Annotated in this window: 12 protein-coding genes and 2 pseudogenes; 8 read left to right on the forward strand and 6 right to left on the reverse strand. The window is 41.7% G+C overall.

Annotation, left to right across the window (positions count from 1 at the left end):
• Window positions 1-163 precede the first annotated feature (163 nt).
• From AC0L4E_RS18355 to AC0L4E_RS18370, 4 genes are all read left to right on the forward strand, one after another.
• Complete coding sequence (locus AC0L4E_RS18355) at window positions 164-775, forward strand: thioredoxin domain-containing protein (protein WP_473680867.1); 612 nt, start codon at window positions 164-166, stop codon at window positions 773-775.
• A gap of 14 nt (window positions 776-789) precedes the next feature.
• Window positions 790-1,416 carry a disulfide bond formation protein B gene (locus tag AC0L4E_RS18360; RefSeq protein WP_473680869.1) on the forward strand — a complete coding sequence of 209 codons (627 nt, stop codon included), beginning with the start codon at window positions 790-792 and terminating at the stop codon, window positions 1,414-1,416.
• Between the two features lie 72 nt (window positions 1,417-1,488).
• Entirely contained in the window at window positions 1,489-3,288 is a 1,800-nt protein-coding gene (locus AC0L4E_RS18365) for an aryl-sulfate sulfotransferase (RefSeq protein ID WP_473680871.1), read from the forward strand.
• A 59-nt stretch (window positions 3,289-3,347) separates the two neighbouring features.
• On the forward strand, window positions 3,348-4,337 hold the full coding sequence (locus AC0L4E_RS18370; protein WP_473680873.1) for a porin: 990 nt from the start codon (window positions 3,348-3,350) through the stop codon (window positions 4,335-4,337).
• Between the two features lie 70 nt (window positions 4,338-4,407).
• Here the strand turns inward: AC0L4E_RS18370 and AC0L4E_RS18375 are convergent.
• Window positions 4,408-4,560: pseudogene (locus AC0L4E_RS18375) on the reverse strand (class I SAM-dependent methyltransferase); the annotation flags it as partial.
• A 459-nt stretch (window positions 4,561-5,019) separates the two neighbouring features.
• Here AC0L4E_RS18375 and AC0L4E_RS18380 point away from each other — a divergent pair.
• Window positions 5,020-7,347 carry a multiheme c-type cytochrome gene (locus AC0L4E_RS18380; protein WP_473680875.1) on the forward strand — a complete coding sequence of 776 codons (2,328 nt, stop codon included), beginning with the start codon at window positions 5,020-5,022 and terminating at the stop codon, window positions 7,345-7,347.
• A 181-nt stretch (window positions 7,348-7,528) separates the two neighbouring features.
• Entirely contained in the window at window positions 7,529-8,872 is a 1,344-nt protein-coding gene (locus tag AC0L4E_RS18385; protein WP_473680877.1) for a winged helix-turn-helix domain-containing protein, read from the forward strand.
• Between the two features lie 203 nt (window positions 8,873-9,075).
• Here AC0L4E_RS18385 and AC0L4E_RS18390 read toward each other — a convergent pair whose 3' ends face one another.
• Window positions 9,076-9,855 (reverse strand): class I SAM-dependent methyltransferase, encoded by a 780-nt coding sequence (locus AC0L4E_RS18390; RefSeq protein WP_473680879.1) that lies wholly within the window; start codon window positions 9,853-9,855, stop codon window positions 9,076-9,078.
• A 121-nt stretch (window positions 9,856-9,976) separates the two neighbouring features.
• On the opposite strand from AC0L4E_RS18390, the pseudogene AC0L4E_RS18395 reads away from it, so the two are divergent.
• Window positions 9,977-10,818, forward strand: a pseudogene (locus AC0L4E_RS18395) (23S rRNA (adenine(2030)-N(6))-methyltransferase RlmJ).
• 316 nt (window positions 10,819-11,134) lie between these two features.
• Here the strand turns inward: AC0L4E_RS18395 and AC0L4E_RS18400 are convergent.
• Both AC0L4E_RS18400 and AC0L4E_RS18405 read right to left on the reverse strand, forming a co-directional pair.
• Complete coding sequence (locus AC0L4E_RS18400; RefSeq protein ID WP_473680881.1) at window positions 11,135-12,508, reverse strand: M28 family peptidase; 1,374 nt, start codon at window positions 12,506-12,508, stop codon at window positions 11,135-11,137.
• Between the two features lie 8 nt (window positions 12,509-12,516).
• Window positions 12,517-13,707, reverse strand: coding sequence for a lytic transglycosylase domain-containing protein (locus AC0L4E_RS18405; protein WP_473680883.1), 1,191 nt, complete (start codon window positions 13,705-13,707; stop codon window positions 12,517-12,519).
• A 611-nt stretch (window positions 13,708-14,318) separates the two neighbouring features.
• On the opposite strand from AC0L4E_RS18405, the gene AC0L4E_RS18410 reads away from it, so the two are divergent.
• Window positions 14,319-15,950, forward strand: a complete 1,632-nt coding sequence (locus tag AC0L4E_RS18410; protein ID WP_473680885.1) for an AbgT family transporter — start codon at window positions 14,319-14,321, stop codon at window positions 15,948-15,950.
• A 90-nt stretch (window positions 15,951-16,040) separates the two neighbouring features.
• On the opposite strand, the gene AC0L4E_RS18415 is transcribed toward AC0L4E_RS18410, so the two are convergent.
• On the reverse strand, window positions 16,041-16,541 hold the full coding sequence (locus AC0L4E_RS18415) for a TlpA disulfide reductase family protein (RefSeq protein WP_473680886.1): 501 nt from the start codon (window positions 16,539-16,541) through the stop codon (window positions 16,041-16,043).
• Window positions 16,542-16,730: 189 nt separating this feature from the next.
• The gene (locus AC0L4E_RS18420) at window positions 16,731-19,886 is read right to left on the reverse strand and encodes an efflux RND transporter permease subunit (protein ID WP_473680888.1); all 3,156 of its coding nucleotides are present in this window, start codon (window positions 19,884-19,886) and stop codon (window positions 16,731-16,733) included.
• Between the last annotated feature and the right edge of the window lie 4 nt (window positions 19,887-19,890).

Here is a 19,890-nt window from a genome sequence, read left to right on the forward strand (position 1 = left end):
AAACATATAAATGTGAGCGCTGTCCCAAAATTTATTTCCATTTAAGAAAAATCGATTTTCATTGCCGTTATTTTCATTGTTTTAATAATTCAATAAATTTACCTCAAGTTAACGACATTAAGCTTTTAAAAAGCTCATCTAATTAAAATTGAGGAAACAAACCATGCTAAAAAAAATACTTACTCTTAGCACTTTATTCTTTTCACTTTCCGCAGCCGCAGGCAACTTCAATGCCGGTGAGCACTACATTGAATTAGGTGATAAATCATTCAAATCTGAAAACCAAGTAGTAAAGGTTTATTCAGCTAACTGCCCATTTTGCTACAAGTATGAAGTTGCTGTAATCCCTAACATGGTGAAGAACTTACCAAGTGACATGGGGTACGACGCTTACCACATCACATCAAAACCACCATTTGGAAAAGAAAAAACTGACGTCATAGCCGCAGCAAAGATAATGGGCAACACCCAGTACACAAAACTTAAAATGGCACTTTACGCTAAATATCATGATGCCAATGAGAAATTCTCAAACGGTGAAGAAGTCTACACCTTTGCCGCAAAAGAGCTAAATACCAGCGTTACTGAACTCAAACAAAAAGCAGCAAGCCCTGAAGCTAAAGCACTCATTACAAAATGGGATAGCGGAATCGAAATCGCAAAAATCCAAGGTATTCCAGCGCTTGTTGTTAACGGAAAGTACCTCATCAAAACCTCTTCAATCCGCTCTATGCCAATGCTAGATGAATTAATTGCTGAGTTAGCGACTAAATAAAAAGGATTCACATCATGGTCGATTTTAAACAAGGATTTACAGACTTAAAGTCTGCTCCAATCCAAACATTAAGTGAGTGGCAAGAACAACGTTGGTTATGGTTGCTAATGGGTGGCGCAGCAGGCTTTTTAATCCTATCTGCAATGGGTTACTTCCAATGGTTCTTAGAAATGGACCCTTGTGAGATTTGTGTTTACATCCGCTATAGCCAGTTCTGCATCTTATTTGCAGGCCTCATTATGGCAATCAAGCCAGGCAATATTTACCTGAAACTCATTGGTATGTACCTAGCTTGGTACGGCGTTGGTCAAGGTATGGCTTGGTCAATTGAGTTAGCTGTTCTGCATGACAATGCTCACGCCTTAGATGCTGCAATGGCTGTTGGTGGTGACTTATTTGCTTCAGGTGGCGGCGGTGTTGCTTGCTCAACTGAACCAACATTCCCATTAGGTTTACCACTACATGAGTGGTTCCCATTTGAATTCCAACCATCAGGTATCTGTGGTGAAGACGACTGGACACTACTTGGCTTGAATATGGCTCAGTACTGCATCATCGCATACAGCTTCTTCATCGTCGGCCTAGGCGCTGCAACCGTTGGTTGGTTAGCGAGTCTTGCTAAGAAGTTCAAAGCCAAATAAATCAAAAAATTAGTAAGTAAAAAGTAATAAAAAATATTCAACATAAACAATTAAATAAATACTGGAGTGACAATGAAATTATCAAATATTGCTATGCTCGTCGCGGCTGTAACTTGTATGGGGATCACCCAATATGCTGAAGCAGCAAAAGTTGGGAGTTCACTAAAATCTACACGAGGAATGGCAGTGTATTCAAATGGCAGTGAAGTTATCGGTGTTGTTCATATGAATAAGTATGGCTTAGCACCGCTAACAGCCATTATCGATATCCCTTCACAACGCACGCTAACCGATGTTGAAGTGACCGTTTTAGCCAAAGGAAAAAACGGTATTGATATCAATTATGAAGTCGCTAAAACTGAATTACTTCAACACTCAGGTATCCCAGTATTTGGTCTATACCCTGACTACCAAAACAAAGTAAAAGTTGACTGGAAAGAGAATGGCGAAAGCAAGTCTCACGTATTCAACATGCGTACTGGTGGTGTTAAATTTACCCCACAAGCCAATGCAAGAACTTCTTATATGCAAGGCGAAGTGGTTGTTAAAGCAACTGAGAAATTTAAAGACCGTTTATACCTAGTGGATGGTTTCGGTGATGGTTCGCAACGCTCAATCGTCAGCCATAACAACCCAGGTTCTCCAGGTGCAGCATTATGGGATCGTTCACCAACATTGAGCATGTACGATACTAACGGCGACCTTCGTTGGTACATGGACTATCAAGCATTCCGTGACGCTAACCACTACCGTAAAACGGGTTACGTGATGGGTCTTAAACAAGTCGGTAAAGACTTAGTTTGGGGTGCTGGTCAAGCTTATCACCGCATGAGCTTAATGGGTGAGCATGTATTCTCTCGTGACTTACCAGGTAACTACTCTGATTTCTCACATGATATTCATCACCGTCCAAACGGCAATATGATTATCCGTGTAGCGAAAAAAGACTACCTAAACAGCATGGGCGACCTTGTTAATACCGTACGTGACCACATCATCGAAGTTGACCAACAAGGTAAAGTGGTACACGAGTGGGATTTAAACACCATTCTTGATCCATTCCGCGATATCACCCTTAAAGGGCTAGATATGGGTGCAGTATGTCTAAACGTAGATGCTGACCATGCTAACCAAGTAGCAACAGACGAAGAATTACGTAACGCACCATACGGCGACGTTCCAGGTGTGGGTACAGGTCGTAACTGGGTACACGTTAACTCGGTCAGTTACGATGAAAATGATGACTCTCTTATCATCTCTTCTCGTCACCAGTCAGCAAACATTAAGATTGGTAAAGACAACGAAGTTAAGTGGATTCTAAGTGCTCGCGGTGGTTGGAAAGGTGAGCTAGCGAAGAAAGTACTACAACCAGTTGATAGCCGTGGCCGCAAGATTGAATGTACTGAAATGGGCAAATGTCCAGATCCAAGCGAATTCGACTTCACTTGGACTCAGCACACTGCTTATATCGGTAAAGATTCAGGTAAGCGCAACTTTAACCTATTCGTACTAGATAATGGTGACGGTCGTTTCAACGAACAGCCTCTAATGCCAGAAGACAAGTACACCCGTGGTGTTGAGTACAAGATTGACCAGAAGAAAATGACGGTTCAACAAACTTGGCAGTATGGTAAAGAGCGTGGCTACGAGTTCTACTCACCAGTTACCTCTATCAGTGAGTACTACCCAGACAAAGACTCAAACTTGATTGCATCAATGAGTACGGGTCTATATGCGGGTAAAACCATTGGTAAAATCGTAGAAATTGAGCACGGCGAAAAAGAGCCTTCAGTTGAGATTTGGGTTCACGGTATGGCACCAGGTGCACCAGGATACCGCGCTACAGTAGTGACACCACCATTTAGCAAGTAATTCACTCGGTAATCCATTCACATATATAGCCACCTAGAGGACTAGGTGGCTCTGGAGTTATGATGAAAATTAAACATTTAGCAATCGCCTGCATCGCAGCCTTTGGTGGTATGACAGCGGCCCAAGCCAGTGATTTCAGTAATACTTTTTACGGCGAAGGCCAAGGGCAAGTCGTCTGGCAATCAGGTAAAGATTTTCAAACCGAAGCTCAACTCGCAAAAGCTGGCGCGAGTGGTATGTACGCGACTGACAGCATTAAAGTTAAGTATGAAATTGAAGCACAGTATTCAGATAACTTTAGCGACAAAGGTTTAAACGACCTTGAAGTGAATATCGCCAGAGCATTATTGATTACTGACTACGGGGTATTAGTTGTTGGTAATGGTTACTCAGGTGTTTACGGTGATATTTATAAACGTGTCGATGTTCACCAGTCAAATAACAACGAGCTTGCTAGCCGAAATAAAATGCTTTGGGAGCAAGCGGCATACTCAACCAATATATTAGCTTACGCAACACCGTCTATTAATATCGGTTCTGGCAAAGCAAAATTTGTCGCATCAATTGTTACCCCTAAAGACGACAATGGTACTAATGACGATATTGTTACCGCACGTGTTGTTTATAACTCATCGACATTAAACACCAGTGCGGCCTACGTCAGAGTCAATAAAGCCTACCCTGCAGTTGAAAAAGAGAACCATTACGAGCGCTATTCTCTTGGTGCTGATTATAAAATGGGGAACTTAACTCTCGCTGGCATGATTGAAATAAATGAGAATGCATTTAATAAATCTGAAGATACCTACGTCGGCGCAGTAAAATATGGTTACGAACAGTTTGATTTTGCTGTTTCATACCAGCACAAAACATACGAAGATGAATACAACGATGACACTCAATCATTAATAATTGGCAGTGTTAATTACCACCATACTGAATCACTTTCGTTTTACGTAGAAGGTGCTGTTTATGGCGATGAGCCTGCGACCTTTGGCGATGATTACTCTGAAGATTCACTCAGTATCGGTTTACGATTCAGAATATAGCTTGTCCTTTTTCATCATCACTTTATCCCACCGCTTTGTCCTCCCTTATCAAAGCGGTTTTTTATAATACTTATTTCATCACCGCCTTTACATAAACATCAAAGCGGTTTTTATTTTGTGCCAACACCATACTCGGTTTTACTCCATCTAAGTCTTCAGCATAATCTGGGCGCTTTACGACCACACGTTTTGTTGCCAATGCTTGGACTGGTTTTAATAAACCCTAGACGTCTAAATCTGCATATTTAAAATAAAACGGCAAGGTAAGCCTTCGTTACCGTTTTTAATTTGCATAAACTAGTCATCACAGTAAGTCATTTACCGTGGGAAAACACAGGAGGAAGTAGTACTGAGTGAATTATATCGAGAACCAAATTGCAGTTTTAATCATAAATCCTAGCTATTGGGAACTAATCAGACTTTTGTTATCTTTTGTGGATTTGTTTAGTGATATCTGTCGCAATTAAGATTAAACCCTTAACTCAAAACACCCCCAAGCAAAACAAGCTGACAACACACGGATAACGCAAGGTGAACAAATAGCTTTAAATTTGCGACCAAAATCACATCGCGAGTTTTCCCAATAAATACAACCGGAACCATCACGCTTTAATTTTCAAAGTTTAGTTACATTTACGCCACCTCAATATAGAGGACGAAATAAAAGTAAGTGGAGCAGATGATGAAAAAAATTAATTTAAAAGTTGCGATATTAGCAACCTTCATTGGGTTAGCCCTAGGAGGTTGTTCTGGAGATGATGGCCAAGATGGTAAAGATGGTGCACCCGGTACACCTGGAACACCTGGAATACCTGTTGCAACGGATGCAGATAGTTTAACTGTCGCCGTTGACAAGATTGCTGTCGGTACGCAATCAGATGTAACGTTTATGGTAACGAATGAGAAGGATTTGCCTGTCGTCGGTTTGGATAAGTTTGGTTTTATTCTCTCCGGATTAGATAAAGGCACTGATGGCGACGCAAACACTTGGACATTGCTCAGTTCTGAAGCATGCCCAGCGAGTAAGTATTCGGCATGTGGTTCTCTCGTCGATAATCAAGATGGTACTTACACTTACCGCTTTGAAAAAGATGTCACTACTGAATCAGCCTTTACCATTAACGATGAAAAAACACTAAGACTGGTTCTGCGGACAGGTGGGGAGTCAGTTGGCTCAACAGAGGTATCTTACGCTAATACACATGTTGATTTTAGAGCTCAAGGTGAAGAGGCGATTTACAGCAAGAATGTTGTGAATAATCAAAACTGTGCGGGTTGTCATGATGATTTCACTATACATGGAGGTAAATACACCGAAATTGAAACTTGTGTCGCCTGCCATACTGACAACAAAGTTAGTGATATCAGCAAAGTATTCCCAATGCTCGCGCATGAAGTACATATTGGTGTAATCCCTGCACCAGTGGGCGGCTGCGACAACTGTCACTCACAAAATGAACAAGCCACTGATTTTGCCAACTGGAAAATGACTCCTACGGCAGAAACCTGCGTAACTTGTCACACAAGTGTCAACTTTAAAGAAGGTATCAATCACTGGCCATATGCTGATAACACTCAGTGTGCTAACTGTCATACTCCTGACATCATTGAAAAAGTACATTTATCAACTTATCAAGGTCAAAATGAACGCCGTGCCAATCTGCATCTTACTGTCACAGACGCTAAAATGGTATCAGCCCCAGAAGCTGAAGCTAACAAAGCTAAACCAGGATCATACGTTCAACTGACTGTCGATATTTTGGATAAAGATGGCGTCAGCCGTAACGAACAGCTCGATAAAGTTAAATATCTCTATTATGCCGAGTTCTATATCAACTGGGGTGGCCAGGACATGGGCATGGGCCGCGGTGAAGATGTTGCAGCTGGCCGAGGTAAAATTTTACGAGTTCATACGAATAAAGGTCCATACCCAGGATACTCTGATACCCCAATCGTACTTAACTACGAAAATGGTAAAACGACTTATGAAATTGGTCCTTTCGATATGGAAGACGATTTTGAAGGCAACCTAAATGATAACTACGGTATCGTCACACCACGTATTTGGTTCTGTATGGATGCCAATGGTGAAAAAATTATGGATTGTGATGGCCAAACTGACTGGAGCAACGGTGCCGCGGGTTACAACTGGTTAGAGTTCTTTGATAATGAGGGTTTGATAGCTGAGCGTCCACGTCGTGAAATCGTAACTAACGAATTGTGTGGTGATTGTCATGGTACAACCACATCAGAAGATGGCTTTGTACAAATGACGCTTAACTGTCGTAATTGTCACTCTAAAGCGGGTGACGGTGAATATCACGGTACAACTTGTGTCTCGGGTAATGTTGATAGTGAAGAGCAAATCTTACTTAAAAACATACTGCCTCGTGCAGAACGAGATTGGACTACTGCATCTAATGCGGCTGAAGAGTGTATGGCTTGTCATAATGCTAACGTACCTCCAACCCAAGTGCTGCGTAACGCTCACACTAAGCAAGGTGACAAAGATTTCGTCGAGCAGCTAACAATGAGCCATCCAGATCAAAAAGTTTGGATTCACTCAATGCATGCTAACAATCGCGCTAACCAAGGTGGTGAAGGATGGAGACGTAATGTTGAATACTCAGCAGATTTAGCTAACTGTGCTAAGTGTCACAAGGGCGACAGCTTTGATGCAAAATACTTAGTCGGACGCAAACCATTAGCGCTTGATTTAGACTACATGGATACCTATACAGATCCTAATAACCCAATCAACGGCCGTTACGCAGTGGATGCTAAAGCAGATGCCTACGTATCACCAACTGCAGCGGTATGTTTAAGCTGTCATGGTAAACGTGCTGCTGAAACAGGTGAAGATCGTCGTCAAGTACGTACCGATGTTATCGCTCATATGAAGCAAAATGGTGCCCAATTCGGGGTTACTCTAAATGAATACACGGGTGAAGAATCTTGTTCTGTGTGTCATGACCTTAGCAATTTGAAAGAATCTCATAAACTTAACTAGATTTTCTTTCTACAACTATTCGACCCTAGCATTTTGCTAGGGTCTTTTTATTTTGGTCACAGTTTTTTACATAGTTTCATTTTTTTAACCGAAACATTTGTTTGCTCCGGTTTACCGTTTTTTAGATCGGATACAATTGTCAATGAAAAGTAACGCAGAAGGCACGCAGAGAGGTTAACCTGTGAAAATTACAGATTATTTAATTATTGATTTAGATGCGAGAGACTTAGTCGATCTTAAATCTTCAAGCCGTAATCCACTCTCGCTTGCTGAATTAGAAATATTGAAGTGCTTAGTCTGTCATATCGGAGAAATGGTAAGCAAAGAATCATTAAACTCAGCAGGCTGGCCTGGAAGAGTCGTTGCGCCTTCATCATTGACGCAGTGTATAAGTAGTTTAAGAAAAAAGTTAGTCACTCAGAGCGATGTCGAGTTAAAAAATATTCCTCGATACGGATATAGCCTGTGTATTATTGAAGAGCAAAAAGACCTAGCGTCATCATTTCAAGATAATAACCCACAAGCCTCAACAGAGCTGCTACCAGACTTAACATCATCCGAATTTAATAGCCGATTAAAATTCAATAAGCCGTTGTTTTATCGTTCTAGTGCAGTGGTTGGCATTATTATGCTTATTGCAGGGTTACATTTCTCTGGCAGCCTACGAACGGTTGTCAATAACCTTTCTATATTGGCGAAACCAGATATTGCAGCAATAACGCAGCAAAAATTCTCTTTAGCAAAATCTCCGACACTTTTTCATACCGTAAAGCTCGACAATCAACCATTGCGAATGAGCACCTCTAGCGATGCCATTTCCGATTGGTTTAATTACGACCAAATTTTTGATAACGGTTCAGAAAAACAGATATATAGCTTCGGGAATGAACGTTATGAATCGATCTCACTATGCAACGAGTTTGATGAAACCTGTATCGATAAACAGCCATTAAATCTTGTTCGCTCAGCCAATTCACTCAGTACACCGTTGGATATTCAATGGTTAGCTGATACAAAATTAAGAATGGAGCAAGTGACCTATAATAAAATCTTGCTCGATAAATTTGAAACGAGTGAAAGAGACTTAGTGGAGGACGTATATCGTGCTGATGTGTACTACTATTCTGATAACAAAAATATAGTACGAGCTGATGTACGTTTATCGATGATTTATGACTCAGAAAACAGAGGAACCTTAGTTGCTGCAGCGTGTATCACCGATGATATGCTTAAAGAAATTTCCATTAGATATCAATTTAGTGGGGACTTTAAGCGAACGAAAAACGACATTGATGGCAAAACAATTAACACTTTTATAGTGGACATAAAAGAACATTCATTTACTAGCCCACAACAGATATCAAAAGAATCAGCGACGATATATCGAGAAATACGTAAAAATGTACTCAAAAGTGAACAAGTGGTGCTTAGGCAACTTTATCAAGATGATGACAGCGGCGTCTGGGTGCTACCGTTATGGGCCGATACTGTTATGTGGGCACATAGAAAACAAATATCTTTATGAATATAAGAAATTAACTAGCCAAATTGCAGCAATATTTTCTTTATATTAAAACCACTTATTAGGCCGGATAATTTCACACTCTAAACTCAATACACCGTAGAACTAAAAAGAAACTTTGTTCAAAGCTAATGCCGTGGTCTGTATTTTTCATCATCAAGTATTCAGGCAGCATCTAACATATTAGTATAAATCTATTGCTTAATTTATTTCATTGCTGCCTTAACATAGACATCAAAGCGGTTTTTCTTTTGTGCCAACACCATACTCGGTTTTACGCCATCTAAGTCTTCAGCATAATCTGGGCGCTTTACGACCACACGTTTTGTTGCCAATGCTTGGGCTGGTTTTAATAATCCATCGGCATCTAAATCTGCACCCACAAGAGTTTGAAACACGCGCATCTCTTTTTTCACTAGCGCGGATTTTTCACGGTGTGGATACATAGGATCTAAATACACTACATCAATTTCTTCACCTGACTGCGCTGCAGCATCGGCCAAAGCTTCGATACTTGAACCATGAAATAGACTCATGCGTTCACGCATCCACTCGCCAATCTCTGCATCTTCATAAGCACGGCGCAGGCCATCTTCAAGTAATGCGGCCACCACGGGATGACGTTCTACCATAATGACTTTGCAACCTAAACTCGCTAACACAAAAGCATCACGACCTAAACCTGCTGTGCCATCCACAACCGTCGGAGAAATACCTTGTTTCAAACCAACCGCTTTAGCAATTGTTTGACCGCGGCCGCCGCCGAATTTACGTCGATGGGCTACAGCGCCTGAAACAAAATCGACTTCGATACCATCAAGCTTAGGTTCGTCACGCTTATGTAAGGTTAAGGTGTTTTGCTCGAAGCGTAATTCAAACTCAGCTTCTTTATCCCACACTAAGCCCCAGCGTTCACTGATATCAACTAAAGATGGGTATTGCTGATTAAAAAAACTGGTATTTGCAAAGGAATGTCCAAGACTCAATGGGATTGTGACTATTATGCCAAATGCCTGCGGTAGTGAATACCTATACCTGTTGCCATAGAAAACTTATAATAGTTTCATTACACAGTTTATTACTGTTCAAACTAGTCTGGGATCACTCATGTTAAGTTACCGTCACGGTTTTCACGCTGGCAATTATGCCGATGTACTGAAACATTCAATGTTGCTGCAAGTGCTTAAACTTATGCACAAAAAACATAAGCCTATGGCTTACATTGATAGCCATGCGGGTGCTGGCGGTTATGCCCTGACCGATGAGTTTTCTAAAAAACCGGCGAGTATTTAGATGGTATTGCCAAAATTTGGGGTAAAGATGATTTACCTGAGTCATTGCAGCTTTATGTTGAAGATGTAAAACACTTCAACCAAGGTGAAGATGAGCTCGCTTATTACCCTGGCTCTCCTGCTTTTGTTGATATGAACATGCGCGACAAAGACCGCATGGTATTGCATGAGCTTCACAGTACTGATTTTGCCTCACTTGATGAGCAATTTGCTGGAGACAGACATATACGTGTGGTTAAAGGTGATGGCTTAAAAGGACTGATTGCCGCAGTACCTCCACTAGAGCGCCGCGGTGTTGCACTGATAGATCCAAGTTATGAAATGAAAACCGACTATCAAGATGTTGCACACGCTATCATTAAGGCGCACAAACGCTTTGCAACAGGTGTTTATATGCTTTGGTATCCTGTCGTTGATAGAGCGCAAACTGAAGCTATGCTGAAAATATTGGCTGATAGCGGCATTAAAAATCAACTTAGAATTGAGCAATCAATTACGCCAGACAACAATGCCTTTGGTATGACAGCTGCAGGATTATGGGTGATTAATCCACCTTGGCAGCTAGATACCGCTGCTAAAGAAACTTTAGATTACTTAGAGCGCTGCCTAGGTCAAAGTGGCGGAAAAACAGTGGTTAAGCTAGAAGTACCTGAATAGAAAATACCTGAGTGAAATAGCTAAAAGTACTCAATAATAGATCATTGAAAAGCCACCGTTATTGGTGGCTTTTTAATGAATGAATTTCAGGTGATAAAGCCTGCTATACGCATCCTTTATCGCCAGAAAAAGGACGAACAATCAAACCCATCAAGGCACTGAAAAGGCCTACAGAAACGTCTTGCTGTGGATCTTTTCGAGACCATATTTCCACTCGGCGCATTGATTACCGGCAAGGTTAATATTTTATTCAATGTCTACATCCTTGTTTAACATTCTTTCTAGCCCCCTTTTTGCTTAACTCCTTAAGACGTTTTTAAAAAGCGCCAGCTGCACCAGGAAATACCACAGGGCTGGTATTACCGTCTTTTCCGACAGCAGCAACGCCATAGAGATAATTATCTATAACCATATTTTTCATAATAAATTCATTCACCTTGCCAACATAGCGGCTATGAGTCCATTCAGACTCAGTCGTTAGGCGCCAATAAACCCGATAGCCAACAACATCTTTATCACTATTATCATTCCACTGAATTTTAGTGTCGGGTTGCATGATCCCTTCAATCTTAACGCCTGTTGGCGGCGCAGGCGCCCAAGCCATTGAGGCTAAACTGATCGCATTTAATGCGGTTAGTTTGGCATTAAAGTCAAAATCAACGCCTTCAATCACATCACCATATTCGATACCGTTTTCGGTACGTAAATCTTGATGTTGGCGATCGTAATGTTCATTGGTTTCCATCACCCTAACAGCTGGCATACCCGCTTTATTAAATGGTAAGTGATGGCCACCACGGCCAAAACGGTCGAGACGATATACCAACATCACATCTAAATTCGTCATGTATTGGTCAGCCAAGGTTTTAATATTTCGGGCTAAATTACGTGAGGCTGAATCATTTTCGCCGCCACTAAAGTAACGCTCTTTTGCCTCGGCTTCTGTTTCAGCAATTCTCACCCCTTCTGAGAATACTCGAACGGTAGAATTGTTTATCACGCCGTTTATGCCTGCGATATTGCCTATCATGTCATTATTGAGTACGGCTTGAACTTGCCAATCATGTTTTTTAGCGTAATTAATCAATACATCACCACCATATAAGCCTTGCTCTTCACCTGACAACGCCGCATAAACAATGGTGCCATTAAACTCATATTTAGACAGCACTCGCGCCGCTTCTAATGCGCCAGCCACCCCTGATGCATTATCGTTTGCTCCAGGTGAATCTGAAGTAAAGTTCATCGGATCAGTTACACGAGAGTCTATATCCCCGCTCATCATAACGACTCGGTTAGGGTCAGTTTTGCCGCGTTGAATCGCAAAAACATTGACCACTTCAGTCGGCTCTGGAATTCGTTTTCCTGTGACCGTTTCGCCGACCATCACCACTTCAAGACATCCGCCACAATCAGCTGAAATGCGTTCAAATTCTTCTTTAATCCAACGCCTTGCCGCGCCAATACCACGCGTATCCGATTTAGTTTCCGATAAGGTATGCCTTGTGCCAAAGCTTACTAGCTTGGCAACGTCATCATGTAAGCGCTCAGCTTTGGGAGCCACAGCAATATCATATAAGCGTAAGTCTTCTTGCGAAGGTGCTGGCGCAGCACTCGCGCCAAAACTGATTAGTGACATGAGGCCAGCCAATGCAGCGGCCGTTTTGGTGAGTTGTAATACTTGTTTCATAAGTTCCTCTAACTTTGCAGTGCAGTGCGGTAGCGTTTTAAGAGTATTTTGACTCGCTCTACATAGGCTTGGGTTTCAGGATAAGGCGGTATGCCTTGATATTTAGTGACTGCCGTAGGTCCCGCGTTATAGGCTGCGCAGGCCAAATCAATATCGTTATCAAAGCGTTTGAGTAAATAAGCCAGATACTGACTGCCGCCCCAAATATTTTGCTTAATATCGTAGGCGTCACTGACCCCTAACTCTTTGGCGGTTGCAGGCATTAATTGCATTAAGCCAACTGCACCCACTTTTGAGCGCGCTTTAGCATTAAAAGCAGATTCAGCATGGATAACTGCTCGTATCAACGCTGGATCTAAATCAAATTGTTCTGCAGCATCAGTTATATAATCGCTATGTTTAGAAGCGAATAAAGGAATACGGTGCCAATCGACTTGCGAGTTCACTTGGCAGGCAAAGCAGTCATAAAGTAACACTTCAAAATCTGCGCTGTCCGGTACGATATTAGAAAAGGTGGTGATACCGCCCTGTTCATATTGATAGATTTTACGCTTAGGCTTATTACTGGTCTTCAGGCTTTGATCAGAAAAAGATGCCGTTTTTGATGGCTTAACCCATTTAGGCTTGCTTACTGATTTAACTGGAGTTTGCACCGTATTTATATCAACCACAGGCTGCGAGATAACTTTAGGTTGTAGCACTAACATAGGTTTAGGCAAATCATCAGGTAAAGCCACAACTGCTGGGTGAAGTACCTGCTGCTTTTTAGGTTTTAACTGCAGGCGACTTTCAACATCTTGCTTTACTTGCTCTTCCGCAGGGAGCACTACGATTGGTGCTAATAGTACTTGCTTAGATTTTTGCTGTTGTTTAACTTCAACCTGAGGTACAGATACCCGAGTCGTTTTAGTATGAGAAGAAGAGGGAAGGTACCGTTCTTGACGTTTTACTGGTTCAGGAGATTTTTCTAGCTGCTCTTTTTGTACCACTTCAGTAATTTTTGTCGTTGTTGGAGAAAGCGATTTTTGTGGTTTTAACTCAGTAGCAAGACTTTCTTCTGCCATTGGCGTCATGGATACTTTGGCTTTTTTTATTGCCGATGGTTCTGACTCATACCCAGCAAAAACACTACCGAGTAGCAAGGCGCTAGCGGCATATGTAGCAACAACACGGTTAATTAAACTCAGTAATTTATTCATTGTTCTTATAATTATTTAATAAAACTATCTGTCTTTTTTGTATCAATCACAGCTGGTAACTTGAACAAAGCAATAAGTAAAACACTAGATTCACTATTTACTCACCTATGATATCGAGACCGGTTCAGTTTAATGTTATCTGTCTCACCTCTCCATAATAGCCACAAATCAGTTCAAAGTTCATCCTAGTCAGTTAAAAGCGGTGTGTTTTTATTGCACACAATTTTACAACTTAGTCAAAAACCTGATAAAAAACAGGGTTAAAACCTTATAAAATGAATGCTTTACATTTAGCTACAACGAAATACTGATTAAACTATATAATCATCAACAAAAAACAGATATTATTTTTTTTATCATTAAAAAACATAAAGCTAAAACAAAATAGTAGTGGGTGTTTTTTATACCCTTACACAAAAAAATCATGGTTTTATTAGATGTTTTGATTAAAATGAGTTGTCATTACGTTGCGTTGATTGAATAACTGTTGTTAAGTATTATTTATCAACTTTTTCATCGTTAATTTAAGCTTAATTTAAAATTTATAAGCTAGTCTGTAAGTTGGCAAAATCTCAAACTCATAATAATTAAGCCAAGCTAAAGGGAAGATCATGTCCGTTACGTCATCAAATACTACGCCACCTAATAATGGGGCGCCGCCATCCAACAATACACCACAAGATCTCGCCTCAAGTGGGGCTTTCGTAAAATTTCTTAATATTGTTGAGCGTTTAGGTAACTTATTACCTCACCCGATTACCTTATTCGCCATGTTCTGTTTAGCCGTGATCGCTCTCAGTGGTATCGCAGGCTATTTTGAGCTTACTGTCGCAGATCCAAGACCAATAGGCAGCTCAGGCCGCAGCGAAGACGGATTGATCCACGTCGTCAGCCTAATGAACGCCGAAGGCTTGAGAATGATTGTCTCAAACCTCGTCACTAACTTTACTGGCTTCACGCCACTAGGTACCGTACTTGTTGCCTTACTAGGTGTAGGTATTGCTGAACGTTCAGGCCTGCTTTCTGCCGCTATGCGTTTACTGGTCATGGGCGCGTCAAAGCGTTTAGTTACCCTGACAATTGTGTTTGCAGGTATTGTCTCAAATACAGCCTCTGAACTAGGTTATGTAGTGCTTATCCCAATGGCTGCGATGATATTCCATTCATTGGGACGTCATCCTTTAGCTGGTCTAGCAGCCGCATTTGCAGGGGTTTCTGGTGGCTACAGTGCCAACTTATTACTCGGCACGGTCGATCCATTATTGTCAGGTATTACTGAAGCTGCTGCACAAATGATTGATCCAGATTATATCGTTGGCCCTGAAGTAAACTGGTATTTCATGTTCGTGTCGACGTTTTTAATCACCACCTTAGGCGCGATTGTTACTGAGAAAATTGTTGAGCCCAAATTAGGTAAATACGATGTTTCAGAAGCGGCTGATGATTTATCTGAACAGCAGATGGATAAGGTTACCCAAACTGAAAAGCATGCATTAAAAATGGCCGGTTTTTCAGTATTAGTGTTTTCAGGATTATTAGCCCTAACTATCGTGCCTGATTGGGGCGCATTGCGTAACCCAGATACAGGCTTAGTGGCAGGCTCACCTTTCTTAAAAGGGATTGTTGCCTTCATCTTTATTGGTTTCGCGATTCCCGGTTTGGTATACGGTAAAGTTGTTGGCACCATGAATAAAGACACTGATGTCATCAACGCCATGTCTCATAGTATGAGCACCATGGGTATGTACATCGTGCTGGTGTTCTTTGCTTCACAGTTTGTTGCTTTCTTTAAATGGACGAACCTAGGCGCGGTACTTGCGGTAACTGGTGCTGATGCATTAAGCAGTATTGGCTTAACTGGGCCATTAGTATTTGTGCTGTTTATTATGCTGTGTGGGGTGATTAACTTGATGCTGGGTAGTGCTTCTGCTCAGTGGGCAGTGACAGCACCTATTTTTGTACCTATGTTGATGTTGGTGGGTTACGCACCTGAAACCATTCAAGCGGCTTACCGTATTGGTGATTCTGTTACTAACTTGATAACCCCAATGATGAGTTACTTCGGGCTTATTCTTGCGGTAGCAAGTCGTTATAAGAAAGACTTAGGTATCGGCACACTCATCGCCACCATGTTGCCATACTCAATCGTGTTCTTTATCGGTTGGACCTTGTTCTTCTTCCTATGGGTATTCGTTCTAGGCTTCCCTGTAGGTCCTGGCGCGGCGACATACTACACGCCTTAGGATAATAAACAATTGAGCAATCAAACCAGTCATGAGTCATCTTATGGCTGGTTTTTTATTGGCAATAAACTCTCCCATCTATAGCTAATCTTACTTCAATAGCTCCACGAGCTCTTGCTCATACTGTTCAAGATAATCTAAATTAAAACCCGTATGCTGCTGAACAAGCTCACCTTGTCGGTTAAAAATAAAACTGCTTGGCATACCTTTGAGTGCAAATAGTCTTGCGACCTCACTATCTGGATCGTAACGAACGGCAAAATCAGCGGGAAAGTCTTTTAAAAAACTCAACGCTAACGGTAATTCAACATCAAGGTTAATGGCTACAACGGCCAAACCTTGTTGCTGATATTTAGTATGCATTTGGTTCATCCACGGAAAAGACTTTCGACAAGGGCCGCACCATGACGACCAAAAGTCCACATACACGACTTTACCTTTAAACTCGCTCAAGCTGACTTGCTCACCAAGCTCGTTTTGCACCATGTGACTTAAAGAAGGCGCGGCATTCACTTTCAGAGCAGATATGGCAAGTACAGCCATTAATGCCATATTCAGTATTAATTTTTTGCGCGCTATTGTTAATTCCATATCAATTTCCAAACTGGTGTCATTGTATTATCAGCGTGTATATCTCTAACTATTAAACTTACGTTTATCCCACTACGCAAGGATCAATAAAGCGTTAGCTATTTAGCTTTGACCTAATTATTTATGTTCGGACATAAAAAAGCCTGCAAATTGCAGGCTTTTAAGTTTATGAATCAGTTAACTTAACGATTAACTTTTTTCAGTGGTTTCCGCTTCAGCTTCAGGCGGTTTGTAGCCTTTACGCTCTTTCTTACTGAATATTTTCTCAACCACTACGAAGAATAATGGAATTAAGAAGATACCAATAAAGGTTGAGCTCATCATGCCACCCAGTACACCAGTACCTAGTGCGTTCTTACTACCAGAACCAACACCTGTACTGATTGCTAACGGCACAACACCTAAACCGAATGCTAATGATGTCATTAGAATTGGGCGTAAACGTACACGAACCGCGTGCAATGTCGCCTCAATCAAGCCGGCACCTTTGTCGTAGAATTCTTTAGCGAATTCTACAATTAAGATCGCATTCTTGGTTGCAAGCCCCACCGTCGTCAGTAGACCTACTTGGAAGAATACGTCATTAGGTAAACCACGACCATTCATCGCTATTAGTGCACCAATAACACCAAGTGGTACAACTAAGATAACCGCAAACGGTACCGACCAGCTCTCGTAAAGTGCTGCAAGTACGAGGAATACCACTAAGATTGACAAGGCGTAAAGCGCTGGCGCTTGGTTACCTGACAATCTTTCTTCGTATGATAAACCGTTCCACTCAATACCAAATCCTGGTGGTAACTGTTTCACCATTTCTTCGAAATCAAGCATCGCGTCACCAGTACTGTATCCTGGCATTGTTGCACCTTGGATATTAATCGCTGGTAAGCCGTTAAAGCGTTGTAGCTGAGGTGAACCGTATTCCCATGTACCTGTTGTAAAGGCAGAGAAAGGTACCATTTCACCTTCGGAGTTACGCACGTACCAAGTATCTAAGTCACTTGGCTGCATACGATATTCAGCTTCACCTTGAACATATACTTTCTTCACACGACCACGGTCAATAAAGTCATTCACATACGAGCCACCATAAGCGGTAGCCAATACGCTGTTAACATTATCAATATCAACGCCTAGGGCGCGGATCTTGGCTTGGTCTACATGAATTTCATACATAGGTGCATCTTCTTGTCCGTTCGGACGAACACCTACTAAGTTTGGATTTTGCGCTGCCATGCCTAACAATTGGTTACGTGCTGCAATCAAGGCATCATGCCCCATACCACTACGGTCTTGCAGGTACATATCGAAACCATTCGAGGTGCCCAACTCAATTACAGCAGGCGGTACGAATGCAAATACCAGTGCATCTTTAATCTGCTGGAATCGGCCCATTGCACGATTAGACAATGACTGAACATCTTGACCAGCTTCAGTACGATCAGCCCAATCTTGTAGGCCTACGAATGAAATACCCATGTTCTGACCAGAACCTGCGAAACTGAAGCCTGCAACACTGAATACTGATTTTACCGTGTCACCTTCTTCATTCAGGTAATAGTCACTCACTTCTTCCAACACTTTAATGGTGCTTTCTTGGGTCGAGTTAGTTGGCAAAATAGCTTGGGTGAACAAGATACCTTGATCTTCATCTGGTAAGAATGCTGTTGGCATGCGCATGAAGATCCACGCTGTTGCAATAACCAGAACAAGATAAACACCCATCATACGTACTGTGCGCTTCAAGATAGCCGCAACACTTGCTTCATAACGTGAAGTTAGCTTATCGAAGTTACGGTTAAACCAACCAAAGAAACCCGTTTTAATATGAGTATGACCTTTAGGGATAGGCTTAAGCATGGTCGCACATAACGCAGGAGTTAAGATCATCGCGATCAATACTGATAATGACATTGCTGTCACAATCGTGATTGAGAACTGACGATAAATAACACCTGTCGAACCTGACATAAATGCCATAGGAACGAATACAGCGGATAGTGTTAAACCAATACCAATTAGAGCGCCGGTAATTTGATCCATTGACTTTCTGGTCGCTTCGAGTGGACTGAGGCCCTCTTCGGACATTACCCTTTCGACGTTTTCCACCACGACAATGGCGTCATCTACCAATAGACCAATAGCCAGTACCATTGCGAACATGGTCAACGTGTTAATCGAGAAACCTGTCGCAGACAAGACTGCAAATGTACCAAGCAGTACTACAGGTACAGCAATAGTCGGAATCAAAGTAGCTCTGAAGTTCTGTAGGAACAGATACATAATCAAGAATACTAAGATAACCGCTTCAACCAGCGTATGCACAACACCTTCGATTGATTTTTCAACGAAAGGAGTCGTGTCGTATGGGTAGTAAATTTCTAAGCTATCTGGGAAATAAGCTTGAAGTTCTGCTAGCTTTTCACGCACGTTATCTGCCGTATCAAGTGCGTTTGCACCTGTAGCTAACTGAATACCAACACCCGCAGCTGGTTTGCCATTAAAGAAAGATTCAACTGAATAGCTTTCAGAACCTAGTTCAACACGTGCTACATCATTCAAATAAACGTTAGCACCTGATGAGTCAGACTTAAGAATAATCTCACGGAATTGTTCAGGCGTTTGTAAACGACTTTGAGCTGTTACTGTTGCGTTCAACTCTTGGCCAGCGATCGACGGTGCACCACCTAATTGACCTGCAGAAATCTGTGCATTTTGCTCTCTAACCGCTGCCATAACATCAATACTGGTTAAGTTGTATTGAGTGAGTTTTAACGGATCAAGCCAAATACGCATTGCATATTGCGCACCAAATAACTGAATTTCACCTACACCAGCAACACGACTAAGCGGGTCTTGAATGTTAGCAGCGACATAATCAGCAATATCGGTTTTCTGTAATGAATCATCTTCAGATACGAACGCAGCAACCATTAAGAAGCCAGCACTGGATTTAACAACGTTAACCCCTTGCGATTGTACTTCTTGAGGTAGCAAAGTCATTGCTGCTTGCAGCTTGTTTTGTACCTGTACCTGAGCAATATCAGGATCAGCTTCAGCATTGAATGTTAGGGTAATAGTCGCATTACCAAAGCTATCACTACTTGAAGCAATATAGCGTAAATGGTCAATACCCGTCATTCGCTGCTCAATAACCTGAGTTACCGTGTCTTCCATGGTCTTTGCAGACGCACCTGGATAAAACGCAGTAATTTCAACGGTTGGCGGTGCAATCGTCGGATACTGTGCAACAGGAAGATCTTTAATTGCTAAGACCCCTGCAAGCATGATTAAGATTGAGATCACCCAAGCAAAAATAGGGCGATCGATAAAGAAACGAGCCATAACG

The sequence above is a fragment of the Shewanella sp. GJ50-10 genome (genome assembly GCF_055808815.1).